This is a genomic window from Micromonospora fluostatini (assembly GCF_050410825.1).
GTDB lineage: Bacteria > Actinomycetota > Actinomycetes > Mycobacteriales > Micromonosporaceae > Micromonospora > Micromonospora rosaria.
Genome location: NZ_CP191251.1, coordinates 1,486,064 through 1,512,545 on the forward strand (window position 1 = coordinate 1,486,064; position 26,482 = coordinate 1,512,545).

Consider the following 26,482-nt stretch of genomic DNA (forward strand, 5'->3'; position numbering starts at 1 on the left):
CGGTCACGGTCGGGACACCCCGGGCGGGGTGGCGGGGTCCGGCTCCGGGCCCCAGGTCCAGGCGACGACGTACCGCCGGGGCGGCAGGTCGTCGGGGTTGGCGACCTCCCGGTGCCCGACCCGGTACGCCCGCCCGTCGACCTCGACGACGAGCGCGGTGTCGGTGGCCTCGCGTACCTCGAACCGGCGGGGCCGGCCGTCGAGTCCGGTGCCCTCCGCCTTGCCGACGGCCTCCTTCGCCGCCCAGAACCGGGTGAACCAGAGCCACCGCGCGTCGGCGTCGGCACCGGCCAGGGTCGCCAGCAGCGCCGTCTCCGCGCCGGTGAGGGCGAACGACAGGGTGCTCTCCGGATGCGTGGTGATCTCGGCGACGTCGATCCCGACCCCACCCGCGCCGGTGCTGTCGCCGGCCCCTGTGCCCGACTGGCCGCCGTCGGGGCGGCGGCGCGCGATGGCCACGCCGATCTCCGCGCAGTGCGCCAGCGACACGTCGCAGTCGCCCAGGTTCCGGCCGGGCCGGCCCCGGACCCAGGGCCGGCCGTCCGGGGCGTTGCCGACGGTCAGCTCGATCGGGTAGATGTCGGTGTGCCCGTCCTCCCACAGCCGGGCCCGCACCACGTCCTTGACCGCGATCCGGCCGAGCATCCACTGCTTGCGGGTCTTCGCCGGCTGCCGCTCGTACTCGTCGTACCCGGCGCCGCCGAGGATGCCCCGGGCCGCCATGCCCCGGGTGACCAGGTCGGTCCAGCAGTCGAAGGCCATCGTCCAGCCCTCCGGCTGGAAGTGCGACATCGGGTACCGCTCGGGGAACCGCTCGGCGACCCGGGCCTGCGGGTGGCTGTCGAAGCGCCGGTCGACCGCGCCGTCGATCTGCGCCCACACCCGACCCTCGTAGCTGAGCTGGGTGTCGGCGACGAGCGAGCCGTCGTCGATGGTGCGGACCCGGGCCACGCACTCGAAGGCCCGGCCGGCCGGCGGGGGCGGACCGAAGAACCGGACGTGCCCGAGCCCCACCGGCAGCGCCACCGTGCGGAACGGCTGGGTGGTGATCAGCCAGTTGCCGATGAGCTGCAGCGCGTTGTCCAGCAGCGCGCCGGGTGGCACCGGGGCGGTGACCACGCCCCGCACGTGCATGTCGCCGAGGGCGTGCACCTGCGTGACGCCCCGGAACTGCGGGCCGTGGAACATCAGCCGCTCGGCGTACATCTCGGCCGCGCCGAGGGTGGGCGGGCGTTCGGTGGCCGGGTCGTGCGTCCACACCGCCGGGGGAGCCGGGTACCCGGCGCCGACCTCGACGGTGGCGCGGGCGTACCCGCCGAGGGAGACCGCGTACCGCTGCGGCCCGGCCGTCCGGACCACGATCTCGACGTCCTGGCCCGGCTCGGCGATCAGCCACCGGCTGAACTTGGCGTCGTGCACGGCGACCACCCGCGCGCCGGGCACCAGTTCCTCGACGGCGTCCATCATGTGCGCGACCAGGGCGGTCGCCGGGACCACCGGCCACCGGTCCGCCGGGTCGGGCCAGTCGTCGGGCTGCACGAAGAAGCAGTGGTCCAACAGGTACGGCATGGTCCGCAGGTTGACCCGCAGGGTGGTCCGGCCGACCTCCGGTCCGGGCGCGCCCGGACCGGGCCGGGGCGCAGCGGCGGAGGGCGGTGCGGCCAATGGGCGGGACGTGGCGGCCGGGCCGGCCGCCGGCGGGGTGCCGCCGACCGGCGCGGTGGCGGGCCTTGCGCCGGCCGGTGGCACGGGGCGGGCCGGTGCCGGCGTCGGACGGGTCGAGGCCGGCGTCGGACGGGCCGGTGCCGGCGTCGGGCGAACCGGGGCCGGCGTCGGCCGGGCCGGGGCGGCGGTGCCGCCGGAGGCGGTGAGCACGCTGACCGCCCCCTGCGCGGTGTCCCGGAGCAGGGCGGCGAGTTCCGCCGCCGCGCTGGACTGCCCGGCGAGCCGGTGCAGCGCGGCCATCGCCGCCGCCGGGTCGGCGGACTGCGCGGCGGCGGCCCGCTGCGCGGCGGTGATCCCGGCCCCGACCGGCGGCGTGGCCGGCGGGGGCGTGACCCGGGCCGGCGGCGCGGCAGCGGCCGGCTGCGTGGTGGCGGCCCGTGGTGCGGTGGCGGCCTGCGGTGCCGTGGCTGCCCCGGACGCGGTGGCGGCCGGTGCCGGAGCGCCGGTGGCCGGGGTCGCGGAGAGGCCGAGCAGGCCGGCCGCGTCCGCGCCGAGCCGGACCAGCGGGCCGCCCAGGTCGAGCGGCATCCGGGGCCCGCGCCGGGCGCCGGTCGGCGTCCCCGCCTGATCCCGCGCCGTCCCGGTGCCCGAGGTCGGCGTGCCCGACGTCCGTGCGTCCGCCGTCGGTGTGCCCGACGTCCGGGTGCCCGCGGTGCTCGGCGTCAGGGCGCGCAGGTCCGGGGTGGCCCCCTCCACCCAGAGCGCGGTCGCCACCCGGCGCAACTGGTTCAGGCCGCCCCGGTGCGCGGTGTTCACCGGCATCGCCAGGTGGTCCCGGCCGCGCAGGTTGTCGCTGACCAGGGAGGCGAGCTGCCCCGCCCCGACCTGGAGGAAGACCCGGAACCCGGCGTCGTACATCGCGGCCACGGTCTGCCGGAACCAGACCGGCTCCATCATGTGCCGGACGAAGGTCTGGTTGACCTGCTCCTCGTCGGTCGGGAAGGGGGCCTGCAGGGTGGCCGACCAGACCGGCATCCGGGTCGGGTGCACCTCCCACCGGCCCAGCGCGGCGCCGATCGAGGTGAGCCCGTCGGCGAAGGCGGGGGTGTGGAACGCCGAGCGGAACGGCAGCTTCTGGCACAGCACGTTGCGGGTCCGTAGCGCCTCGACCAGCCGGTCGACCTGCGGCTCCGGCCCGTTGACCACGGACTGCCCCGGGGCGTTGTCGTGCGAGAGCACCACGCCGGGGAAGTCGCCGAGCAGCGGGGTGACCTGGTCCGCGCCCGCGCCGACCGCCGCGAAGACGTACCCGGAGACCTCCACCGAGTCGGCGTTGAACAGCTCCAGGAACTCGTCCATCGCGGCGGTGCTGACTTGGCCGCTGACCGCGGCGGCGGTCCACTCGCCGATGCTGTGCCCGGCCACCGCGTCCGGGCGTACCCCGATCCGCTCCAGCGCCTCGTGCAGCAGTTTGCCCACCTCGATCAGCCCGGCCCCGTGCCGGCCCAGGTCGGCGGCGGACCACGCGCGGTCCGGCAGCCCGAAGTGGGCGGCCAGGTCGGCGGTGCGCGGGGCGAACTCCGCCTCCAGCCCGGGGAAGACGAAGGCGAGCCTGCCCCCGTCGGCGAGCAGCGGCTGCGGGCTGAACCAGATGTCCCGCCCGCCCCGCCACGCCTGGCCCCGGGCCACCGTCCTGCGGGCCACCGCGAGCAGCTTGTCGGTCGGGCCGACGACGCCCAGCCGGCTGCGTCCCGGCGCGTCGCCACCGGAGCGGGCGGCCACCTCGGCGCCGAGCCGGCGTACCTCGTGGTCGTCGCGGGCCAGCAGCGCGGCGAGCCCGGCCGGATCCGGTGCGGCCAGCCAGAGCACCTGGTCCGGCTCGTCCACCGTGGCGCGTCCGGCGGCCGGGGCACCCACCGCCACCACCGGCTCGCCGAGCGAATCCGACGGCTGCTCGATGATCAGGTGCGCGTTGATCCCCCCGAAGCCGAACGCGTTGATCCCGGCCCGGCGCGGCCCGTCACCCTCCCACGGCCGCGCGGTGGGGATCGGGGCGAACCGGGTCGCCGCCATCTCCGGTCGGGGCGACTCGCAGTGCAGGGTGGGCGGCAGCACCCCCCGGTGCACGGCCAGCGCCGCCTTGATCAGGCCGGCGATCCCGGCCGCCGGCATGGTGTGCCCGATCATCGACTTCACCGAGCCGATCACCGGCTTCGGGCCGCCGCCGTGCGGGCCGAAGACCTCGGCGATCGTGGTCAGTTCGGCCGCGTCCCCGGTGGGGGTGCCGGTGCCGTGCGCCTCCAGCAGCCCCAGCGCGTCCGGGGCGGTCGGGTCCAGCCCGGCGGCCGCCCAGGCCCGCCGGATCGCCAGCACCTGACCGGAGACCGCCGGGTTGAACATGCTGGCCGAGCGGCCGTCGCTGGACACCCCGCTGCCCCGGATCACCGCGTACACCCGGTCGCCGTCGCGCCGGGCGTCGGCGTAGCGCTTGAGCACCACCACGCCGGTCCCCTCGCCGATCAGCAGCCCGTCGGCCGAGGCGTCGAAGGGGCGGATCTCCCCCCGCCGGGACAGCGCCCGCAACTGGCTGAACACCGACCAGAAGCTGATGTCGTGCACGTGGTGCACCCCACCGGCGAGCACCGCGTCGAGCCGGCCGTTGACCAGTTCGGTGATGCCCTGGTCCACGGCGATCAGCGAGGAGGCGCAGGCCGCGTCGATGGTGTACGCGGGGCCGCGCAGGTTGAGCCGGTTCGCCACCCGGGAGGCGGCGAGGTTGGGCACCAGGCCGATCGTCCCCTCCGGCTGGTACGGGCCGAGCCGCTCGTCGAACTTGCGCCGCAGCAGCTCCAGACGCTCCTGGTCCAGGTCGGGGACCAGCTCGCGCAGGATCTGGATGACCTGGCTGGACATCCGCACCCGTTGGGCGTACCGGGCCTGGGCCGGGCTGAGGATGCCGCCCCGGCCGATGATCACGCCGACCCGTTCCCCGTCGGGGAGCTTCTCCGCCCCGCCCGCGTCGGCGATCGCCCGCGCCGCCACCTCGAGGGTGATGAGCTGGTCCGGCTCGATGTCCGGCACCGAGGCGGGCATCACCCCGAACTTCAGCGGCTCGAAGGTCGCGTGCTCGTCGACGAACCCGCCCCGGCGGCAGTACATCCGGTCCGGTCGGTGCGCCTGCTCCGGGTCGTAGAACTCCTCGTCCCAGCGGTGCGGCGGGACCTCGGTGATGGCGTCCACCCCGTCGACGAGGTTGCGCCAGTAGCTCTCCAGGTCGCCCGCGCCGGGCATCAGGGCGGCCATCCCCACGATGGCGACCGGTTCGGGCCGGCCGGTGCCGTTGCTCATCGGTACCTCCGCAGGACGGGACGGACAGGGGCGTCGGGTCGGGACATCGCCGGGCTCACCAGCCGGAGGCGGTGTAGACGACCGAGGTGACCGACGCCTCGGCCCAGGCCAGCTCCCGCAGCAGGGCGAGCGCGCCCTCCTCCGGGTCGATCAGGCCGATGCCGCGCCGGGCGTACTCCCGGCTCAGCTCGGCGGTGACCATGCCGCCGTGGCCCGCCCCGGGCGCCCACGGGCCCCAGTGCACGGTCAGGCACCGCACGCCGGACCGCGCCGCGTACCGGGTGCCGATGGCGTCGAGGGCGTCGTTGGCCGCCGCGTAGTCGGCCTGCCCCCGGTTGCCGTAGGCGGCGGCGATGCTGCCGAAGAAGACCACGAAGCGGGGCTGGCCGGGCAGCTCGTCGAGGGCGGCCAGCACCGTCCGGGCCCCGTCCACCTTGGTGTCGAAGACCCGGGTGAACGACGCCGGGTCCTTCTCGGCGATCAGCTTGTCCTCGATGATCCCGGCCGCGTACACCAGGCCGTCGATCCGGCCGTGCTCGGCGTGGATGCCGGCGAGCAGCCGCCGGGTCGCCTCGGCGTCGCGCACGTCGAGGCTGTGGTACCGGACCTCACCGCCCAGCTCGGTCAGCTCGGCCATGGTGGCCGTCACCTCCCGGGCGGCGAGGATCTGCCGCGCGGTCCGGTCGATCTCGGCCGGCGACCGCCCGCCCTGCCGGGCCAGCGCGGCGACCAGCGCCGCCTTGTCCCGCGCCGCCGCCAGCGCCGGGTCCTCCGGTTCGGTCGGCAGCGGGGTACGCCCGACCAGCTCGATCCGGCACCGGCTGGCCGAGGCGAGCGCCCGGGCGAACCACGGGGTGATGCCCCGGGCCCCGCCGACCAGCACCACCACCGAGTCCGTGGTCAACCCGATCGCGGTGGCCTCGGCGACGCCGTCACCGGCCGGGCCGGCACCCCCGGCGGCCAGCGCGCCCAGCTCCACCGGAACCAGGTCGGCGACGTACCGGTCGTCGCCGCGCAGGGAGACCACCGGCGCGGCCGGGCCGGTGAGCAGCTCCGTGACGATCTGCTGGGCGAGCACCTGCGCCGACGCCCCCGCGTCGGTCTCCACGAACCGGGCGGTGAGCTGCGGGTACTCCCGGGCGATGGTGCGGAACAGGCCGGGCATCCCGTCGGCGGCGCCGGTGGCGTCGCGCGCCCCGGCGGCGAGCAACCAGCGCGGCCCGCTGGCGAGCGCCCGTTGCACCAGCGGGAACACGTCCGGCAGCAGCGGCTCGTCGAGGTCGGTCAGCCCGTCGAGGACGAGCACCCCGTCGAAGCCCACCCCGGCCTGGTCGCTGTCGAGCACCCCGAGCTGGCCGCTGGCGCCGTGCGCGCCGAGCAGTTCGGCCAGGTACGCCCCGACCTGCCCGCCGCCGGTGATCAGGAACCGGGTGCCGGCGAGCGTGGTCGCCGCGTCGCCGACCTCGCCGGGCTGGACGCTCTCCCGGGCGACGAGTCGCTTCGGGGCGACCCCCACCCCGACGCCGGCCTCCGCCGGGTCGGCGGTGACCTCCGGCGCGGCGGGTGCCGGCGCGGTGACCTCCGGCGCGATGGCGCCCGTCGCGGGTAGCTGGGCCGTGGCGGTCAGGGTCGCGGTCGCGGTGACCGTGGCGTTCAGCTTCTCGTCGAGCCAGGTGACCATGGCGCGGACGGTGCGGGCCTTGACGAGGTCTTCGAGTTCGCTCTCGTCGCCGTCGACGGTGAGGTGCAGGCGGTGGGCGACCTCGCCGGCGACTTCGGCGCGTTTGATGCTGTCGATGGAGAGGTCGGCTTCGAGGTCGAGGTCGAGTTCGATGAGGTCGACCGGGTAGCCGGTGCGCTCGCTGATCACCGCGAGGATCGCGTTCTGGAAGTCGGCGAGGGTGGCCCCGCCGGCCGCCACCGCACCGGCCGGGCCGGTCGCGGCCGGCACCGGGCCGGTGGTCGACACCGACAGGTGGACGCCGCCGCCCAGCTTCCCGTCGAGCCAGGTGACCATGGCGCGGACGGTGCGGGCCTTGACGAGGTCTTCGAGTTCGCTCTCGTCGCCGTCGACGGTGAGGTGCAGGCGGTGGGCCACTTCGCCGGCGACTTCGGCGCGTTTGATGCTGTCGATGGAGAGGTCGGCTTCGAGGTCGAGGTCGAGTTCGATGAGGTCGACCGGGTAGCCGGTGCGCTCGCTGATCACCGCCAGGATCGCGTGCTGGAAGTCGGCCGTGGTCACGCCGGCTGCGACGCCGACCCCGGCCGGGACGGCGGCCGGCGACGCGGCCGGCAGCAGCGCGGTCGCCGGGGCCCCGGCCGCCTTGTCGCCGAGCCAGGCCACCATCGCCCGCACGGTGCGGGCCTTGACGAGGTCTTCGAGTTCGCTCTCGTCGCCGTCGACGGTGAGGTGCAGGCGGTGGGCCACCTCGCCGGCGACTTCGGCGCGTTTGATGCTGTCGATGGAGAGGTCGGCTTCGAGGTCGAGGTCGAGTTCGATGAGGTCGACCGGGTAGCCGGTGCGCTCGCTGATCACCGCCAGGATCGCCTCCTGGAACGCGGCGAGGCTCGGCCCGGCCGGTGCCGGCGCGGGGGTGACCGGCCCGACGGCGGGCGACACCGGGACGACCGCCGGTGCCACCGCCGCGACGGTGGTGGCCAGCGCGTTCCCCCCGTTCGCCGGGGCCACCATGGCCGGCACCGGGGCCGCCACCGGGGCCGGGGCGGCGGCGGGCAGCGCCGCGTACCCGTCGACCCGGTACGTCTCGGTGGGCTGCCACACCGCCCGGCCGGCCCCGCCACCCTCACCGAGGAAGGCGAGCATGACGTCCCGCTGGGAGGCGATCATGTCCCGGGTGGCGCGCAGGTACTCGCTGAGCAGGTCGCCCCGGGGATCCCGGGGGCCGACGGCCGGGGCGGTGCCCTCGGCGGTGCCGGCGGCGCCGTTGGCTGGGGTCATCGACAGCTCCTTGATGCGTCGGGGAGGGGTCATACCACCGGGAAGACAGGCGCCGTGCTGGTCCCGGACGAGCTGCCCGTCGACCGTCCAGACCGGACGACGGGTGGGTGCGGCAGCGGACGCCCCGGTGCCGACCCGGCCGTGGAAGAGCCAGTCGGGGCGGACCGGCAGGCCCGCGCAGGCCAGCTCGGCGACCGAGACGAGGAAACCGCGCAGCCCCTCGTCCTTCCCCCGGTCGCAGGCCACGGTCTGGTGCGGCCGGTCGCCGAGGACCGCCCCGACCAGCCGGCTGAGGACCTGCCCGGGACCGACCTCGACGAAGACGCGGGCCCCGGCGGCGTACATCGCCTCGATCTGCTCGACGAAGCGGACCGGCGCGCCGATCTGCTCGGCGAGGTGGTGGCGCACCCCGTCGGCGTCCCCGCTGTACGGCGCGGCGGTGAGGTTGGACCAGACCGGGATGCGCGGCGCGGCGATCTTTCGGCCGGCGAGCACCTCGGCGAAGGTCTCCACCGCGCCGGCCACCACCGGGCTGTGGAAGGCGCAGGCCACCGCGATGGCCTTCGCCGACAGCCCCGCCTCCCGCAGCGCGACCACCGCCGCCTCGACCTTCCCGGTCGGGCCGGAGACCACCACCTGCTTCGGCGCGTTCCGGTTGGCCAGGACGACCTCGCTGGTCAGGCCGGCACCGGCGAGGACCCGGGCCACGTCGTCGGCGGGGGCGGAGACCGCCGCCATGGTGCCCGGGTCCTCCCCGCAGGCGTCCAGGATCGCGGTGGCTCGCAGGCGGCTCAGCTCCAGCAGGGTGGCCGCGTCGAACGCTCCGGCGACGCAGAGCCCGACCAGCTCGCCGTAGCTGTGCCCGGCGGTCAGGTCCGGCCGGACGCCCAGGCGGCGCAGCAGGTGGTCGACGGCGAGCCCGCCGATACCCAGCACCGGCTGGGCGACGCGGGTGTCACGGACCCGGTCCTCCTGCGCCCGCCGGCCGTCCCGGTCGAAGGCGGCCGGCGGGAAGAGCAGTTCGGCGGCGTCCCGGTCGAGTTCCAGGTAGTGCCGCAGCTCCGGGAAGGCGACGAAGAGCTCGGCCAGCGCCCCCGGACGCTGGCTGCCCTGCCCGGGGAAGAGGAAGGCCACCCCACCGGGGCCGCCCGTGCCGGCGGTGCCGCCCGCGCCGCCCGAGCCGGCGGTGCCGGCGTCGGCCGGCTGCACCAGCCCGCGCGCCGGGTCGTGCTCGCCGGCGAGGGCCCGGTGCAGCAGCGCCTCCAGCTCCGCGACGTCCCGGGCGACCACCGCGACGCGGGTCGGGGCACGCCCGCCGCCCCGGCCGGCGACCGCCGCCGCCAGCTCGGCCAGGCGTCCCGGCCGGTCCCGCTCGGCGTCTGCGGCGAGTCCGTCGAGCACCTGCCGGACCGCCTGGTGGGCGGCGGCGAGGTCGGTGCCCCGGAAGCAGAACAGCTCCGCCGGCCAGAGCCGCCGGGCGTGCCGGGGCTCCGGCGCGTCGGCGTACGCGGTGAGCACCGCGTGGAAGTTCGTGCCGCCGAAGCCGAAGGCGCTCACCCCGGCGACCCGGTCGGCGGCCGGCACCGGCCACGGGCGCGCCTCGGTGTAGAAGGCGAACGGGCTCTGCTGCGGGTGCCAGGCCGGGTTGGGTCGGTTCAGGTGGATCGTCGGCGGGCGGACCCCGTGGTACAGCGACAGGCTCGCCTTGATCACCCCGGCCAGCCCGGCGGCGCACTTGGTGTGCCCGATCTGGGACTTCACCGAGCCGAGCGCGCACCCGCCCGGCTCCGCGCCGGACTCGGCGAAGAGCCGGGTCAGCGTCTCCAGCTCGGTGCGGTCGCCGACCACGGTGCCGGTGCCGTGCGCCTCCACCAGCCCGACCTCGCGGGGGGAGATCCCGCTGCGCCGGTACGCCCGGTCCAGGGCCCGGCGCTGACCGTCGGGGCGGGGCGCGGTGAGCCCGAGCGCACGCCCGTCACTGGCCCCGCCGAGGCCCTTGACCACCGCGTAGATCCGGTCGCCGTCGCGTTCGGCGTCGGCCAGCCGCTTCAGCACCACACAGGCCACCCCCTCGCCGAGGGCGATGCCGTCGCCGGTGCTGTCGAAGGGGCGGGACCGCCCGGTCGGGGAGAGCGCGTGCGCCGAGGTGAACATCAGGTAGTCGTTGATGCCGTTGTGCAGGTCGGCCCCGCCGCAGATCATCAGGTCGCTGTCGCCGGTGACCAGTTCCTTGCAGGCGGCGTCCATCGCGGCCAGCGAGGAGGCGCAGGCGGCGTCGATGGTGTAGTTCGGCCCGCCCAGGTCGAGCCGGTTGGCGACCCGGCCGGCGATGACGTTCGCCAGCACCCCGGGGAAGCTGTCCTCGGTGACCGTGGGCAGCAGCTCCTCCATCTCCTCGGGCACCTCGCCGAGGTACGCCGGGAGCATGGTGCGCAGGGTCTGCGCGTGACCCATGTCGCTGCCCGCCTCCGCGCCGAACACCACCCCGGTCCGGGCGTGGTTTACGCCCGGGGCGTCGAAGGCGTACCCGGCGTCGACCAGCGCCCGGTGGGACACCTCCAGGGCGAGGAGCTGGGTCGGGTCGATGCTGGCCAGAGCGGCCGGCGGGATGCCGTAGCCGATGGCGTCGAAGGGCACCGGCTCGATGAAGCCGCCCCACTTGGAGACGCTGATCCGGCCGGTGCGGCCCGGCCCGACCTCGGTGGCATAGTACAGGTCGGTGTCCCAGCGCTGGGCGGGCACCTCGGTGACCGCGTCGGCCCCGGTGAGCACCGTGCGCCAGAAGCTGTCCAGGTCGGGGGAGCCGGGCAGCACGCAGGCCATCCCGACGATGGCGATGTCCAGCGGGGCGACGGGCTCCTCGACCTGCGGCGCGGGCTCCAGGCGGGCCCGCAGCGTGTCGCGCCGGGCGGCGTGGAAGTCGCGGACCGCGCTGCTGACCGCGTCGTGCAGGTCGGCCACGGTGGTGGCCGCGTCGCGCAGTACGGCGACCTGGCCGGCCATGAAGAGTCCCTCGGCGGCCTGGACGTCCTCGTCCACCGCCTCGATCGTCTCGCCGGAGCGGCGCAACCCCTTGCTGGCGATGCGCAGCCGGCCGACGTTGAGCATTTCCAGCCGCTCCCAGACCTCGCGGTGGTCCACCCCGGCGTCGGCCAACTGGGTGCGCAGCTCGTGGAAGTCGTCGACGAACGGGGTGTGCAGGCAGCGGGTGACGTGGCCGGGGGCGGTCTCCAGCACCGCCGTGCGCTCGGCGGCCAACGCCTCCCGCTGGAACCGGGGCTGGACCGCGCCGTGCGCCACCGCCTCGGCGGTGAACAGGTACGCCGTGCCCATCAGGACGCCGACCCGGGCGCCCCGGCGGGCCAGCGGCGCGGACATCGTGGCGACCATCGCCGCCGACCGGGCGTCGTGCACACCACCGGCGAAGAAGACCTGCACCTCGTCGGCGGCGGCCGGTTCGGCGTCCAGGTACTCGTCGAGCACCAGCAGTTGCGCCTCCCAGAGCGGGAAGCTGAACCGGGGGCCGACGTGCCCGCCGCACTCCGCGCCCTCGAAGATGAACTTGCGGGCGCCGGCGCGCAGGAACTGCCGGAGCAGGCCCGGGGAGGGCACGTGTAGGAAGGTGCTGATGCCCTGTTCCTCGAGGGCGCGGGCCTGCGGCGGGCGGCCCCCGGCGATGATCGCGCAGGCCGGGCGGATCTCGCGGACGACGTCGAGTTGTGCCGTGCGCAGTTCCTCCGGGGCGAAACCGAGCACGCCGACGCCCCACGGCCGGTCGCCGAGCCGGTCGGCGGTCTCGGTGAGGATCCGCCGGCACTGGTCCGGGCCGTTGAGGGCGAGGGCGACGAAGGGCAGCGCCCCGCCGTCGGCGACCGCCGCGGCGAACGCCGCCTCGTCGCTGACCCGGGTCATCGGGCCCTGCGCGACCGGGACCCGGACCCCGAGCGCCGCCGCCAGGGGCGCGCCGGGCAGCAGCAGGTCACCGGCGTCGGTGTCGCCGACGGCGTCGAGCATGGCGGCGCGCAGCCCGCGTACCGCGCTGGCGGTGTCCGCCCAGCGGTCGGCGAAGACGCCGGCCAGCCAGCCGTCCTGGCCGATCGGCAGCAGCTCGGTGTCCGTCTCGTGCGGCCCGCCCCGGCGGACGCCCCGGACCCCGTCGACCAGTGCGGTCTCCGAGCCGTCCATCCGCCGGAGCGTGGCCTGGACGTCCGCCGGCAGCTCCGACTCGGGCATCAGGGCGAGCTGGGTGTCCAGCACCACGCCGGCCGCGCCGCCGACCAGGCAGGCGCCGGCGGTCCGGGGGCCGATCCCACCGGCCACCCAGACCGGCAGGTCCAGCTCCTCGTCGGCGACGAGCTGCTGGAGCAGGACGAAGGAGCTGAGGTCGCTGACCCGGCCGCCGCCCTCCAGGCCACGGGCGACGAGCCCGTGCGCGCCGGCCGCCGCGGCGGCGTACGCCTCGGCGCGGTCGGTCACCTCGACGATGACCCGGTACCGGGTGGCGGTCTCGGCCGTCGGCCAGGGGCTGTCCGGGGTGAGCAGCACCAGGTCCACCCGGCCCTGCGCGGCGTGGTCGACCTCGTCGGGGGTGGCCAGGCAGCCGGCCGGTACCCGCACGCCGATCGGTGTGGGGGACCAGGAGGCGGCCCGGCTCAGGGCGCGCAGCGCCCAGTCGTCCCCGGCGGCCAGGTCGAGGATGCCCAGCCCGCCGCCGGCACCGGCGGCGGCCGTGATCCGTGGACCGGGTTCGAGGGTGCCGGCCGGGTTCACAACCATGACCAGGTCGCGCGTGTGCGGTGCAGTAGTCATCAGGCTCCCACTTCGTGCGCCGAGGATCGCGGGGGGCGACGGGCCGGACGCGCCGACCGGACCAGCGGCGACGGGCGTCCTGATTTGCGACAGTCAATGTCGCAGCGAGTCATAACGTAGCGGCGCTCAGTTACGGCCCGGTTAAATCTGACCTATCTCACCGTGCCGCTGAAGATTTCCTACCAAGGTGGCGGGAATTGCGGTAGGGGTAGCCAGCGGAAATGGCCCTGCTGTTGCCGAAGCTGCATCAGCAGTGGCGACCGTCGATCAGGCGGGAGGCGACCGGTTTCGCTTTACCGAATGATTCGGGCTGCCCCTGTCGTGCCTGGTGGCAGGCGATTAGGGGTGAGGAATCCCAGCATGTGGAAGGGGTCTTGTCAGGGGTTGCCGTGGAGGCGAACCATCCCTGTCTATGCCGCAGCCGCCAATACCCATCAATTAACTTCGGCATTCAGAGAGGAGAAAAAATTTAAGGTGATCATTGTATTGGCTGGTGGTGCGGCGGTGCGGGCGGCTGTTCCGCGAGTGGTGTCCGGTCACTCCGGCCGCCGGCCGGGGCGTCGGCTGCCGGCGGTGGATCGGGCGGACGGGCTGCTGATCATGGCCGCGAGGTGACCTGCGCGCGCCGTCGAGATGGCGTCTACCAGGAGACTTAACGAACGTTTTACAAGTTCGCCGGAAAGTCGGCGTCGGCCGGCCGGCCGCGCGAACCGTCGACTGTCCCGCACATCTGCAATGACGTGGACCGGCGGAGTTCCGTGGTCGCCACGACGGCCACGCCTCCGTCCGGACGACCCTGCCCTCATTCCTCACTCGAATCGGCGGTAAATGTGCGTAAACTCCTTCTCCTCGCCCTCGTCGGCCTCGGTGCGCAACTGGTCGACGGCAGCCTCGGTATGGCCTACGGTGTGACCTCCACAACACTGCTTCTGGCCATCAACACCAGTGCGGCGAGCGCTTCCGCGACCGTTCACCTCGCCGAAATCGGCACCACTCTCGCCTCGGGCGCCGCGCACTCGCGATTCGGCAACGTCGACTGGGTGGTGGTCCGCCGGGTGGGCCTCCCGGGCGCCGTCGGTGCCTTCGCCGGGGCGACCTTCCTGTCCAGTCTCTCCACCGAGACCGCCGCGCCGATCATGTCGCTGATCCTGCTCGTCCTCGGCCTGTACGTGCTGATCCGGTTCACCGTCGCCGGCCTGCCGAGGGACCGGGTCGGGCTGCCGCTGCGCAAGCGGTTCCTCGGGCCGCTGGGCCTGGTCGCCGGCTTCGTCGACGCCACCGGCGGTGGCGGCTGGGGCCCGATCGGCACCCCGGCCATCCTGGCCAGCGGCCGGTTGGAGCCCCGCAAGGTGATCGGCTCCATCGACGCCAGTGAGTTCCTGGTAGCGGTCGCCGCCAGCCTCGGCTTCCTGCTCGGGATCGGGGCGGCGAACATCGACTTCACCTGGGTCGCCGCGCTGCTGATCGGCGGCATGGTCGCCGCGCCGATCGCCGCCTGGCTGGTGCGGATGGTCCCGCCCCGGGTCCTCGGCTCCGCCGTCGGCGGTGTCATCATCCTGACCAACGTCCGGACCCTGCTGCTCAGCGACTGGGTCGACGCGCCGGCGGCGCTGCGGTACCCCTGCTACGGCGTGATCGTGCTGGCCTGGGCGGCGGCGGTCGGCTGGTCGCTGCGGCAGCACCGGGCCGAGCGCGCCGTCGCGGCCACCCCGGCCGACGGCGCGGAGGACCGCGCCACCACGTCGGCCTGACCGCACCGATCACGGGTCGGCCCACGACGGTCCGCGCCTGCGGGCCACCCGGGGGACCTGCCGGCGGCTCCGGCCCGGCGGCTCCGGCCCCGGGCCCGGCCCGGGGGCGGCGGACGGCGACTCGTCGGCGGTACCGCCCGACGCCGGTGATCCGGCCGCCGGGCGGTACCGCCCGGTGACGGTCAGCCCCGGCCGCGCTGGCTGCGGTAGCGCCCGATCAGCGCGGCGGTGGAGGAGTCGACCGTGCCGAGGTCGGGGGACTCCCCGGTGAGCAGCGGGGCGAGCTGGTTGGCCATCACCTTGCCCAACTCCACCCCCCACTGGTCGAAGGCGTTGATGTCCCAGATCGCGGCCTCGGTGAGCACGATGTGCTCGTACAGCGCCACCAACTGGCCGAAGGTGGCCGGGGTGAGCTTGCCGGCCAGGATCGACGTGGTCGGGTGGTTGCCGGCCATCACCCGGTGCGGCACCAGTTCCGCCGGGGTGCCCTCCGCCTCGACCTGCTCGGCGGTGCGCCCGAAGGCCAGCGCCGCGGTCTGGGCGAAGAAGTTCGACATGAACAGGTCGTGCATCTCGCCGATGTCGTGGTTCGGCTCGCTGAACGCGACGAAGTCCGCCGGCACCAGCCGGGTCCCCTGGTGGATGAGCTGGTAGAAGGCGTGCTGCCCGTTGGTGCCGGGCTCGCCCCAGAAGATCTCCCCGGTGTCGTACGACACGGGGGAGCCGTCCACCGTCACCGACTTGCCGTTGCTCTCCATGGTGAGTTGTTGCAGGTACGCGGGGAACCGGTTCAGGTACTGCGAGTACGGCAGCACCGCGTGGGTCTGCGCGCCGAGGAAGTTGGTGTACCAGACGTTGAGCAGGCCCAGCAGCACCGGCGCGTTGCGCGCCAGCGGGGCGGTCCGGAAGTGCTCGTCGACGGCGTGGTACCCGGCCAGCATCTCGGTGAACCGCTGCGGCCCGACGGCCAGCATCACCGACAGGCCCACCGCTGAGGGCAGTGAGTACCGCCCGCCGACCCAGTCCCAGAAGCCGAACATGTTCGCCGGGTCGATGCCGAAGTCCCGGACCCGCTGCTCGCTGGTGCTGACAGCGACGAAGTGCCGGGCGATCGCCGACTCGTCACCGCCGAGCCCGGCCAGCAGCCACCGGCGGGCCTGGTGGGCGTTGGCCAGCGTCTCCTGGGTGGAGAAGGTCTTGGAGACCACCACGAACAGGGTGGTCGCCGGATCCAGGTCGGCGGTGGCCTCGTGGATGTCGGTCGGGTCGATGTTGGAGACGAACCGGCAGGTCAGGCCGGCGTCCCGGTAGTCCTTCAGCGCCTCGTACGCCATCACCGGGCCGAGGTCGGAACCGCCGATGCCGATGTTGACGACGGTGCGGATCCGCTCCCCGGTGTGCCCGCGCCACTCGCCGGAGCGGACCGTCTCGGCGAACGCCGACATCCGGTCCAGCACACCGTGCACGGCGGCCACCACGTCCTGACCGTCCACGGTCAGGGTGGCGTCCCGGGGCAGCCGCAGCGCGGTGTGCAGCACGGCCCGGTCCTCGGTGGAGTTGACGTGCGCGCCGGAGAACGTCGCGGCGACCCGGTCGGCCAGCCCGACCCGTTCGGCCAGCGCGGTGAGCAGCGCCAGGGTCTCGTCGGTGACCAGGTTCTTGCTGTAGTCCACGTAGAGGTCGGCCACCTCGACGGTCAACCGCCCACCCCGGTCCGGGTCGGCGGCGAACAGGTCCCGCAGCCGGGTCTTGTGGATCTCCTCGGCGTGCGTGCGCAGGGCCTGCCACTCGGCGGTGGTGGTGACGTCCGCTGCCATCGGGTCGATCGTCTCCCTCAGAGGTCGGTGATGCGCGCCGGCGGCCTGCCGGCGGCGGACACCAGCGTGCCATCACGAAGATCGGCACGCGAGCCTGACGCGGCCCGCGTCCGCCAGGCTGGACGGCGGGGCACCGGCCGTGGCAGCGGCGGACCGGTGGCAGCGGCGGACCGGTGGGGGCGGCGGGCCGGTGGACCGGGGACCGGTGGCAGCGGCGGGCCGGTGGGCCAGGCGACCGGTGGACCAGGCGGTGCCGACGGCGGGACGGGACGCCGTGGTCGGGGCCCCGCGGAATCCGCCGGCCCGGTCGCCCGGTCGGCCCCACCCGACCAGATGTGCGGCGAGACATCGTTTCGGTGGAAAGCGGATTCCGGGCGGCGTCAAATAGGCGGGATCGATAAAACTGTTCACGCCCCCGGTTCGTACGTTTCGTCCGCCCGTCGAGCGGGCTCCGGTGTCGTCATTTAACGCCGCTCCGCCGGGGGTGGGTTGGTGGTTTTCGCCCGGCCCGCACGGGCCGGTGGTCGGGTCGTCGCGGCGGTGCCCGGCGGCCCCGTCGGGCGCCGGTCGGGGTGGTGCCGCAGCCGGGCTTCCGGGCCGCTGGGGGCCGGCCGCGCCGGGCGTTGCGGCCCCGGTGTTGGTGCGCCGTTCGTGCGGGGGCGCGTTTCGGCAGCTCATCGTCTTTCGTCGACGGGTGGTCGCGGGTGGGTGGTGCGGCGGGTGTTGCGCTTCGGAAAAGTCAGGGCGCAAATCACGCTATGTGATCAGAGGGACACAACACTGCACGCTGGCGGAAATCGCCGTGCACCGCCTGTCCGTGACACAAGTGAAGATATTGAGCTTTGTCTAACTATGACAACTGTGGGCGAATCTCGTGTCAACACTTTTCGGGCATTCCCTGGCAGGGTTTGATCCAATGTGCAGCCGGGTATGGGACGTGGCTTGTCAAGTCCTTGACGGCCTCGTCGCAGGGTCGCAAGATATAGGCGGTCATCATTCAGAGCCGTTGGTGGCCACACAACTTCCGGTCCGTCGGCGCGCTCGTGGACAACGGGCGCGGCCCCGGACCGCACAATCTCGCCACCCATCACGCCGGCACCGGTCCACCCCCGGGACCGCTGGGCTCCGTGCTGCCCCCGACGCGGGGGCGACGGTCAGCCGGACCACCCTGACGCAAGGAGGAGAGGCAGCGTGGACCCGCTGGTCTCAGTCGTCATACCCTGCTTCAACCGGGCCCGGACGGTCGCGCTGTGCGTCCGGTCGGTGCAGCAGCAGACGTACCCCACCATCGAGATCATCGTCGTCGACGACGCCAGCACCGACGACTCGGCCGCGATCGCCGCCGCGACCGGTGCCACCGTGCTGCGGCTGGCCGCGAACACCGGCCCCGGCGCGGCCCGCAACCGGGGCGCGGACCACGCCCGGGGCGAGATCCTGTTCTTCCTGGACGCCGACGTCGCCCTCGAACCCGGCAGCGTCGCCGCCGCCGTCGCCGCCCTGCGCGCCGATCCCGCCCTGGGGGCGATCTGCGGGGTGCTCCGCCCGGAGTCCCTGCTCTCCCGCAACATCATCGCCGAGTACCGGGCCCTGCAGATGCACCACTGGTGGCTGGCCCAGGAGGGCCCGATGGAGGGCCTGCACACCGCCCTGTGCGCGCTGCGCGCCGAGGTGTTCCGCGAGCTGGGCCCGTTCAATCCGGAGCTGCGGCACACCGAGGCGCCCGAGTACGGGCACCGGATCCGCCAGCAGCGCTACGAGGTGCGCAGCACCGCCGCCATCGCCGGCACCCACGACCACGACACCACCCTGCGGGTACTGCTGCCGAAGGCGTTCCTGCGGGCCTGGGCGAGCGCCGCCGAGGTGCGCCCCGGCGAGGTCCTGGGCGGGGCCGCCTCCCGGGTCCTCGCCAGCGCCCTGGTGCTGGCCACCGCGCTCACCCTGCCGCTGCCCCTCGTCGTCGGGCCGGCCGCCGCGGCGGTGCCGCTGGCGCTGCTCACCGGCGCCGTCGCCCTGGACGCCGGCACCTACCGCCGGGTGGCGGCCAGCCGGGGCGTCGGCTTCGGCCTCCGGTTCGCCGCCGTGCACCTGCTGTACCAGCTCACCTCCGCCGCCGGGGCGGCCCTCGGCACGGTGCAACGAGTCGCCCAGCGCCTCACCTGGCGCTCCGGACCCTCGGTGGGGGTCTCCCGGTGACCGCGCGGCGACCTGCCGTGGTCGCGTCGGGGCGCGCCGGCCGGGCCGGTGCCCGGCGCGGGCCGCACCGGACGCCCGCCGCAGGGCCCTGCTGATGGCGGCGACCGGAGCACCGGGGGACGGGTCGCGGGACGCGGTGGCGGTGGTGGTGCCGAACTTCAACAAGGTGAAGACGTTGCGGGCGTGTCTGGAGTCGGTGTTCGGGCAGTCGTGGCGGCCGGTTGAGGTGGTGGTGGTGGATGACGCGTCGACGGACGGGTCGGTGGGGGTGGCGCGGGAGTTTCCGTGTCGGGTGGTGGTGCAGGGGGTGAATCGGGGGCCGGCGGCGGCGCGGAACGTGGGGGTGGCGTCGTGTTCGGCGCCGTTGGTGTTCTTCGTGGATTCGGATACGGCGTTGGCGTCGGATGCGATCGAGAACGCGGTGCGGATTCTGCGGGGTGGGGTGGATGTGGGGATGGTGCAGGGGATCTATGAGCCGTTCCCGTTGTTCGACGACGGTCCGGTGGAGGCGTACCGGGTGGCCTTCGAGCACTACTGGCGCCGACGCAGCGTGGGCCGGCCCCGCTCGGCGACCCTCTTCGCCGCCAGCCTCATCCGGCGCAGCGTGTTCGAGGAGGCGGGGGGCTTCGACGAGCGGCTGCGCACCGGCGAGGACACCGAGTTCGGCACCCGCTTCCCGGACCGGTACCGGCTGGTGGTCACCGACCGGGTGACCACCCGCCACGACGACGTGGACCGGTTCCTGCCCTTCGTCCGTGAGCAGTTCGGCTTCGCCACCGACACCCCGATGGTCATGCTGCGGACCGGGCGGCGGCGCACCGCCGGCACCGGGATGCGGGTCAACGCGTTCTCGCCCACCGGGCTGGCGCTCTGCGGGCTCGCCCTGGCGGGCCTGCCGCTGCTGCCCTGGGCGCCCTGGCTGCTGCCGGTCTGCGCCGTGCTGGCCACGGCGCCCGCCGTGACCAGCCGCGATTTCCTCCGCTTCACCCACCGGATCCGGGGCGTCGGCTTCGCCGCGTACGCCACCGGGATGCACACGCTGCTCTACGCCCTGGCCGTGCTCGGCACCGGGGTCGGCGCGCTGCGGGTGGCGTACGCCCTGGCCCGGGGGACGGCCCGGTGACCGCCCCCGGCGCGGCGACCGGTCCGCGACCTGAGGACGCGGTGGCGGTGGTGGTGCCGAACTTCAACAAGGTGAAGACGTTGCGGGCGTGTCTGGAGTCGGTGTTCGGGCAGTCGTGGCGGCCGGTTGAGGTGGTGGTGGTGGATGACGCGTCGACGGACGGGTCGGTGGGGGTGGCGCGGGAGTTTCCGTGTCGGGTGGTGGTGCAGGGGGTGAATCGGGGGCCGGCGGCGGCGCGGAACGTGGGGGTGGCGTCGTGTTCGGCGCCGTTGGTGTTCTTCGTGGATTCGGATACGGCGTTGGCGTCGGATGCGATCGAGAACGCGGTGCGGATTCTGCGGGGTGGGGTGGATGTGGGGATGGTGCAGGGGATCTATGAGCCGTTCCCGTTGTTCGACGACGGTCCGGTGGAGGCGTACCGGGTGGCCTTCGAACACCACTGGCGCCGCCGGACCGTCGGCCGGGACACCGGCGCGCTCTTCGCCGCCACGCTGGTGCCCCGGACGGTCTTCGAGGAGACCGGCGGCTTCGACGAGCGGCTGCGCGACGGCGAGGACGACGAGTTCGGCACCCGGCTGCCGGCCCGGTACCGGCTGGTCGCCACCGACCGGGTGACCACCCGCCACGACGACGTCGACCGGCTCGGCCCGCTGCTGCGCGAGCAGTACGTCCGGGCCCGTACCAAGCCGCCGTTGATGGTGCGTACCTGGCGGCGGCAGCGCAGCGGGGCGGCCACCGGGGCGCGGGCCGGGATGATGTCGGCGGACCGGTACCGGCACCTGGACCCCCCCGCCCAGGTCTCGCTGGCCGCCGGTGGCCTGGCCCTGGCGAGCCTGCCCTTCGTCCTGCTCGCGCCGTGGCTCGCGCTCGCCGGGCCGGTCGCCGCCGCCGTCGTGCTCGCCGCCAACCACGACTTCCTGCGGTTCACGTACCGGCTGCGGGGGCCGGGGTTCGCCCTGGTCGCCGCCGGGGTGCACCTGCTGGCCCACGGCGCGCTGGTCGCCGGCCTGGCGGCGGGACTGCCGCGCGCCGGGTACGCGCTGCTGCGGGGCGGCCGGGCCGGACCCCGGCCGGCGCGGGCGGGGGTACCACGGTGAGCCTCGACGCCCCGCTGGGGTCGCACCCGCCGCCCGCCCCGGCCGGGGCCCCGCCCCTGGCCGGCGCCACCCGCACGCCGGCACCGCCCGCCGGGACCGGCGACGAGCCGGCCCCGCCCACCGAGGTCGCCGCCGCGCCGGGCCCCGGCACCGGGGTCGACCCCGGGCCCCCGCCGCGGCCGGTGGTGCGCTGGCGCCGGCGGCTGTGGCGGGCGGTGGTGGTGGTGTTCGGGCTGGCCGTGGTGGTCGCCGTGGGCCGGGCCCTGGCCGACCAGGACTGGTCGGTGGTGGCCGTGCTGCTCGCCCGGCGCGACGGTACCGAGATCGCCCTGTTCCTGCTCGGCGCGGTGGCCGTGGCGACGGTCGGCCCGCTGCTGGGGATGTTCTCCTGGCGGGTGATCCTGCTGGAACTCGGCCCGCCGCTGGCGCTGACCCGGGTGGCCCGGGTCTTCTTCGTCGGCTACCTCGCCAAGTACGTGCCGGGCAAGGTGCCGGGCATCGTCGCGGCGGTGAAGGTGGCCACGGCCAACGGCATCACCCTGCCCCGGGTGCTGCTGGCGGGGACGCTCAGCTCGCTCCTGGTCCACCTGACCGGGCTGGCCGTCGGCCTGCTCACCGGCGTCCAGGTGCTCGGCGGCCAGGCGGCCTGGCTGCTGCTGGCCGCCCTGCCGGTGCTCGCCCTGGTCGGCTGGCCGCACCTGCTCGGCCGGCTCGTGGAACTGGTGGTGCGGCTGCTGCGCCGGCCCGTGCCCGCCCGGTCGCTCTCCGGCCGCGCGGTCCGGGTGGCGGTCGGCTGGCAGACGCTGTCCTGGCTGGTCAGCGGTCTGCACCTGTGGTTGTTGGCGGTGGCGATGGGGGCGCCCGTGGGCGCGTCGCTGCCGCTGTGCGTGGGGGCGTTCGCGCTGGCGGGCGTGCTCGGCGTGCTGGCCGTCGTGGTGCCCGACGGTCTGGGGGTTCGGGAGACGGTGCTGTCGGGGGCGTTGGCGCTGGTGCTGCCGGTGCCCTCGGCGGTGGCGGTGGCCGTGGCGAGCCGACTGGTCACCACCGTGGGTGAGGTGGTGCTCGGCGGGGCGGCGCTGGCAGCGGTGGAGGTCGTCCACCGGAGGTCGTCCGCAGCGGATGCGGCGCAGACGAGGGAGATGAACGGGCATGCCCAGGTTGATCGGTCTTGACGAGTGCGAGCAGCTGTCGGTGCGCGAGGTCCACGACCTCTACCGCCGGTACGTCAGCAAGTCCCAGGTGTCGCTGATGACCACCTTCGGGTTCGGCCGGGAACTGGTGGAGCGGGCCGAGGGGGCCTGGGTCCACATGCGGGACGGCAGCAAGGTGCTGGACCTCTCCGGCGGGGTCGGGGTGCTCAACCACGGCCACAACCACCCCCGGATCCTCGCCGCCCGGGCCCGCTTCGCGGCCGAGCGCCGGATGGAGGTGCACAAGGCGTTCTTCTCGCCGTACCTGGCGGCGCTGAGCCACAACATCGCCGAACTGCTCCCCGGCGACCTGAACATCTCGTACTTCCCGAACTCGGGGGCGGAGGCGAACGAGGGCGCCATCAAGATGGCGTACAAGTACCACGGCGGCAAGCGGCAGACGATCCTGCGCGCCGACATCAGCTTCCACGGCAAGACCCTCGGCGCGGGCAGCCTCACCGGCTCGGCGGAGAACCACTTCCGCTTCCCCGGGCTGCCGAACGCCGTGATCCACCCGTACGGGGACGTGGCGGCGGTGCGCGCGGCGGTCGACGCCAGCCGGGGCCCGGACGGCACGTCCGACGTGTACGCGCTGATGGTCGAGCCGTACAGCGCCTCCAGCATGCGCTCCTGGTCGGAGGAGGCGCTGCGGGAGTTGCGGCGGCTCTGCTCCGACGAGGACATCGTGCTGATCTTCGACGAGGTGTACACCGGCTGGGGCAAGACCGGCAGCCTCTTCTACTTCACCCGGTACGAGGGCCTGCTGCCGGACATCCTGGTCTACTCCAAGTCCCTCGGCGGGGGCAAGGCCTCGATCTCCGGGTACACCGCGCGGGAGAAGCTGTTCCGCAAGGCGTACGACCGGCTCTCCGACGTCATCCTGCACAGCACCACGTACTACGGCTTCGGCGAGGAGACCGCCACCGCGATCGAGGCGGTCAACGTCGTGGTGGAGGAGGACTTCCCGGGCCGGGCCCGGCAGGTCGAGGCGATCCTCGGCCCCGGCCTGGAGCGGCTCCGCAAGGCCTACCCGGACGCCGTCGACCGGGTCGCCGGGGTGGGCTCGCTGCACGGCGTCTTCCTCGCCGGCGGCCCGAAGCTGCTGGACCTGGCCGGGAAGCTGGTGCCCGGGTTCACCAAGGACCCCCGGTTCGGCACCAAGCTGATCACCCTGTCGGTGATCTCGCACCTCTACCGCGAACACAAGATCATGACGTACTACAGCCCGAACGTGGAGAACCCGCTGATGGTGGCCCCCACGCTCATGATCGAACCGGCCGACCTGGAGTACTTCCTCCAGGCGCTGGACGCCACCCTGGCGCTGGGGCTGCGCAAGCTGCTCACCGGCTTCGTCCGGGAGAAGGTGGGTGCGGCATGGTAGCCGAGGGCCGGACCGTGGTCACCGGGGCGAGCGGCATGCTCGGCGGCTTCGTGCTGCGCCGGCTGCGCGACGAGGGGCTGCCGGTGCACGGCGTCGACCTGCGTCCCTGCGCCGATCCCGGGGTCACCGCCAGCGTCGCCGACGTCCGCGACCGGGCCGCGATGACCGCGGCGTTCGCCGGGGCCGGCGCGGTGGTGCACTGCGCCGCCGCGCTGCCCAGCTACGCCCCGCAGGAGATCCACTCGGTGATCGTGGACGGCACCCGCACCGTGCTGACCGCCGCCCGGGACGCCGGCGTGCCCCGGGTGGTGCACGTCTCCACCACCGCCGTGTACGGCCTGCCCACCCTGGTCCCCACCCCGGAGGAGCACCCCCGCGAGCCGGTGGACACCTACGGGCGGGCCAAGGCCGCCGCCGAGGAGGTCGCCGAGGAGTTCCGCGACGCCGGGCTCTGCGTCCCGATGCTGCGCCCCAAGACCTTCCTCGGCCCCGGGCGGATGGGCCTGTTCGCCATGCTCTTCGAGTGGGCCGAGGAGGGCCGCAACTTCCCCATCCTCGGCCGGGGCGACGTGCGGATCCAGATGTGCGCGGTGGAGGACCTCACCGAGTGCGTCCGGGTCGTGCTCACCGCCGACGCGACGCTCGCCAACGACACGTACAACGTCGCCGCCGCCGACTTCGGCACGCTGCGCGAGGACTTCCAGGCCGTCCTCGACGCCGCCGGCCACCGCCGGCGGGTGGTCTCGATCCCCGCCCGGCCCGCCCTGCTCGCCCTTCAGGCGCTGCGCCGGGCCCGGCTCTCCCCGGTGTACGACCGGCTGCTGCACAAGCTCCTCGCCGACTCGTACGTCAGCACCGACAAGGTCCACAAGCAGCTCGGCTTCACGCCGGCGTACTCCAACCAGGACGCCCTGCTGCGGACCTTCCGCTGGTGGCGGGAGCAGCGCGGACGTGGCGGGGACCGGCCGGCGACCGGCCGCACCAGCCGCGAACCCTGGTCCCAGGGGGCGCTGCGCGTGGCGAAGGCGTTCTTCTGATGCCCCCGGTCCAGGCCGAGCTGGCGGTGCCGGCCGGCGGCCCGCAGACCACCGACGCCGTCCCGATCCGCCCGGCCGGCACCCTGGCCGGCGCGCTGGTGCGGCTGGCCCGACCCGGCCAGTGGCCCAAGAACGTCCTGGTCGTCTCGGTGCCCCTGCTCGACCCGCAGTCCTGGCAGCGCGGCGCGCTGACCAACCTGGTCTGGGCGGTCACCGCGTTCATCCTCACCTCCGTGCTCGTCTACGTGGTCAACGACCTGATCGACCGGCGGCGCGACGCCGCCAACCCGGCCCGGCGGCACCGGCCGCTGGCCTCCGGCCGCATCTCGCCCCGGGTCGCCGTGCTCTTCGCGGCCGTGGTCGCGGCGTCGCTGGGCGGGGTGCTCACCCACTTCACCCCGGCCACCGCCTGGCCGGTCGCCGCGTACCTGGTGCTCAACCTCGGGTACTGCCTGGGGCTCAAGCACGTACCCCTGCTCGATGTCTTCCTCATCGCCAGCGGGTTCGCGCTGCGGCTCATTCAGGGGTACCTGGCCACCGACACCACCGTCTCCGGCTGGCTGCTCACCGCCGTGTTCACCCTCTGCCTGCTGCTCACCCTCGGCAAACGCCGTCAGGAGCTGCGCACCAGCGGCGGCGTGCACCGGCCCGCGCTGCGCGGGTACACCGTGCCGCTCACCGACCAGCTCATGCAGCTCTCCGCCGCGCTCACCGCCGGCAGCTACCTGCTCTACCTGCGCGACGAGGCGCCGCTGGCCGGGTACGCGTCCGTGGCGGCGGTGCTGCTCACCCCGCTGGCCATCTTCGGCCTCTTCCGGTACCTGCAACTCGTCCTGGTCCACGACGCGGGCGAGAACCCGGTCCGGATCGTGGTCCGTGATCCGGTCATGGTCGCCAACGCGGCCCTCTGGGCCACCCTCTCCGGGGTGCTGCTGGTCGCCGCCCGGGGCGCGGGATGACCGCCGTCACCGACCCGGCCCCCGCACCGCCGCTCCGCCGGCGCCGGCGGTGGGGCGCCCGGCTCCTGCTCGCCGCCGCCGGGGCGTGGCTGCTCTTCGTGGTGGCGCACCGGCTCCTCTCCGGCCGGGCGTGGTGGTGGAACCTGCCGGACCTGCTGCCCCCGCTGGCCCTGCTCGCCGTACCCGTGCTGCTGCTCGTCACGGTGGCCGTGGTCCGGCGGGCGCGGCCGGTGGGCGCGGCGCTGGCGGTGGCGGCGCTGGCGGTGGGCTGGCCCGGCAACGGCGTCAACGCCGCCGCCCTCTGGCACCGGCCGCCCCCGGCCCCGCCGGACGCGGTCACCGTCTTCTCCTGGAACACCTGGTACTGGGACGAGCTGCTGGCGATCGGGCCGAACGGGGAGCGCACCCGCGACCCGGACCGGTTCTACCGGTACCTGCACGCCCAGGCCGCCGACGTCTACCTGCTCCAGGAGTACCTGTACCTCACGCCGGAGCTGGACCCGCTGCCGGTGGACGGCCTGGACCGGCTGCGCCGGGAGTTCCCCGGCTTCCACGTCGCCGCCTCCGGCGAGCTGGTCACCGTCTCCCGGTACCCGGTCGTCCGGGAGCAGCCCGTGGACCTGCGCCCGCACCTGGCGCGGCCGTGGCCGGACCTGCCGCCGGCCGACTCCCGGCTGCCCGCGTACCACACGGTCAAGACGCTGCGCACCGACCTGCTGGTCGGCGGGCGGGTGCTCTCGGTCTACAACTCCCACCTGCACGTACCGATGGTCGGGCTGCCGGCCCGCCGCCCGGACACCGCCGACGACACGGTGGCCCGCCACGACCAGCGGCAGGCCGACTACCGGGCCCTCGCCACCGACGTGGAGGGCAACCCGCACCCGGTCCTGCTCGCCGGGGACCTCAACACCTCACCGGCGATGCGCCTGCTGCGGACCCTGCCGGAGCGGCTGGTCGACGCCAGCCCCGTCCTGGACTCGGTCTACCCGGTCTCGTGGGCCCGCTACGGCCTGCCGCTGTGGCGCCTCGACTGGCTGTTCACCACCGCCGACGTGACCGTCCACCGGTACCGGATGGTGCCGCCGGACGGACTGTCCGACCACACCGGACAGCTCGCCGTCGTGTCCCTGTAACCGACCGTCATCCCGCCGCC

Annotated in this window: 12 protein-coding genes; 9 read left to right on the plus strand and 3 right to left on the minus strand. The window is 74.5% G+C overall.

Annotation, left to right across the window (positions count from 1 at the left end):
• Positions 1-3: 3 nt before the first annotated feature.
• Positions 4-5,013, minus strand: a complete 5,010-nt coding sequence (locus ACQUFX_RS06325) for a beta-ketoacyl synthase N-terminal-like domain-containing protein (RefSeq protein WP_428965083.1) — start codon at positions 5,011-5,013, stop codon at positions 4-6.
• A 55-nt stretch (positions 5,014-5,068) separates the two neighbouring features.
• Positions 5,069-12,781 (minus strand): SDR family NAD(P)-dependent oxidoreductase, encoded by a 7,713-nt coding sequence (locus ACQUFX_RS06330; RefSeq protein WP_428965084.1) that lies wholly within the window; start codon positions 12,779-12,781, stop codon positions 5,069-5,071.
• Positions 12,782-13,611: 830 nt separating this feature from the next.
• Here ACQUFX_RS06330 and ACQUFX_RS06335 point away from each other — a divergent pair.
• On the plus strand, positions 13,612-14,532 hold the full coding sequence (locus tag ACQUFX_RS06335; protein ID WP_428965085.1) for a sulfite exporter TauE/SafE family protein: 921 nt from the start codon (positions 13,612-13,614) through the stop codon (positions 14,530-14,532).
• A gap of 182 nt (positions 14,533-14,714) precedes the next feature.
• On the opposite strand, the gene pgi is transcribed toward ACQUFX_RS06335, so the two are convergent.
• Positions 14,715-16,349, minus strand: a complete 1,635-nt coding sequence (gene pgi, locus ACQUFX_RS06340) for a glucose-6-phosphate isomerase (protein WP_428965086.1) — start codon at positions 16,347-16,349, stop codon at positions 14,715-14,717.
• A gap of 1,191 nt (positions 16,350-17,540) precedes the next feature.
• Between pgi and ACQUFX_RS06345 the strand changes: the two genes are divergently transcribed.
• From ACQUFX_RS06345 to ACQUFX_RS06380, 8 genes are all read left to right on the plus strand, one after another.
• On the plus strand, positions 17,541-18,542 hold the full coding sequence (locus ACQUFX_RS06345; RefSeq protein WP_428965087.1) for a glycosyltransferase family 2 protein: 1,002 nt from the start codon (positions 17,541-17,543) through the stop codon (positions 18,540-18,542).
• Between the two features lie 94 nt (positions 18,543-18,636).
• Complete coding sequence (locus ACQUFX_RS06350; protein WP_428965088.1) at positions 18,637-19,665, plus strand: glycosyltransferase family 2 protein; 1,029 nt, start codon at positions 18,637-18,639, stop codon at positions 19,663-19,665.
• Complete coding sequence (locus ACQUFX_RS06355) at positions 19,662-20,762, plus strand: glycosyltransferase family 2 protein (RefSeq protein ID WP_428965089.1); 1,101 nt, start codon at positions 19,662-19,664, stop codon at positions 20,760-20,762. The genes ACQUFX_RS06350 and ACQUFX_RS06355 overlap by 4 nt, the downstream gene beginning before the upstream one ends.
• Positions 20,759-21,934: a lysylphosphatidylglycerol synthase domain-containing protein gene (locus tag ACQUFX_RS06360; protein ID WP_428965090.1), complete on the plus strand. Its 1,176-nt coding sequence runs from the start codon at positions 20,759-20,761 to the stop codon at positions 21,932-21,934. The genes ACQUFX_RS06355 and ACQUFX_RS06360 overlap by 4 nt, the downstream gene beginning before the upstream one ends.
• Positions 21,912-23,333 (plus strand): aspartate aminotransferase family protein, encoded by a 1,422-nt coding sequence (locus ACQUFX_RS06365; protein WP_428965091.1) that lies wholly within the window; start codon positions 21,912-21,914, stop codon positions 23,331-23,333. Before ACQUFX_RS06360 ends, ACQUFX_RS06365 begins: the two co-directional genes overlap by 23 nt.
• Positions 23,327-24,370, plus strand: coding sequence for an NAD-dependent epimerase/dehydratase family protein (locus ACQUFX_RS06370; RefSeq protein ID WP_428965092.1), 1,044 nt, complete (start codon positions 23,327-23,329; stop codon positions 24,368-24,370). The genes ACQUFX_RS06365 and ACQUFX_RS06370 overlap by 7 nt, the downstream gene beginning before the upstream one ends.
• Positions 24,370-25,329 (plus strand): UbiA prenyltransferase family protein, encoded by a 960-nt coding sequence (locus tag ACQUFX_RS06375; RefSeq protein ID WP_428965093.1) that lies wholly within the window; start codon positions 24,370-24,372, stop codon positions 25,327-25,329. The genes ACQUFX_RS06370 and ACQUFX_RS06375 overlap by 1 nt, the downstream gene beginning before the upstream one ends.
• Entirely contained in the window at positions 25,326-26,462 is a 1,137-nt protein-coding gene (locus ACQUFX_RS06380) for an endonuclease/exonuclease/phosphatase family protein (protein ID WP_428965094.1), read from the plus strand. The genes ACQUFX_RS06375 and ACQUFX_RS06380 overlap by 4 nt, the downstream gene beginning before the upstream one ends.
• Positions 26,463-26,482 lie beyond the last annotated feature (20 nt).

What these genes read in the sequence shown, in the direction of transcription:
- pgi (WP_428965086.1), bottom strand. Translation starts at nt 16,349, where the DNA reads ATGGCAGCGGACGTCACCACCACCGCCGAGTGGCAGGCCCTGCGCACG.
- ACQUFX_RS06325 (WP_428965083.1), bottom strand. Translation starts at nt 5,013, where the DNA reads ATGAGCAACGGCACCGGCCGGCCCGAACCGGTCGCCATCGTGGGGATG.
- ACQUFX_RS06350 (WP_428965088.1), top strand. Translation starts at nt 18,637, where the DNA reads ATGGCGGCGACCGGAGCACCGGGGGACGGGTCGCGGGACGCGGTGGCG.
- ACQUFX_RS06375 (WP_428965093.1), top strand. Translation starts at nt 24,370, where the DNA reads ATGCCCCCGGTCCAGGCCGAGCTGGCGGTGCCGGCCGGCGGCCCGCAG.
- ACQUFX_RS06365 (WP_428965091.1), top strand. Translation starts at nt 21,912, where the DNA reads ATGCCCAGGTTGATCGGTCTTGACGAGTGCGAGCAGCTGTCGGTGCGC.
- ACQUFX_RS06370 (WP_428965092.1), top strand. Translation starts at nt 23,327, where the DNA reads ATGGTAGCCGAGGGCCGGACCGTGGTCACCGGGGCGAGCGGCATGCTC.
- ACQUFX_RS06380 (WP_428965094.1), top strand. Translation starts at nt 25,326, where the DNA reads ATGACCGCCGTCACCGACCCGGCCCCCGCACCGCCGCTCCGCCGGCGC.
- ACQUFX_RS06330 (WP_428965084.1), bottom strand. Translation starts at nt 12,781, where the DNA reads ATGACTACTGCACCGCACACGCGCGACCTGGTCATGGTTGTGAACCCG.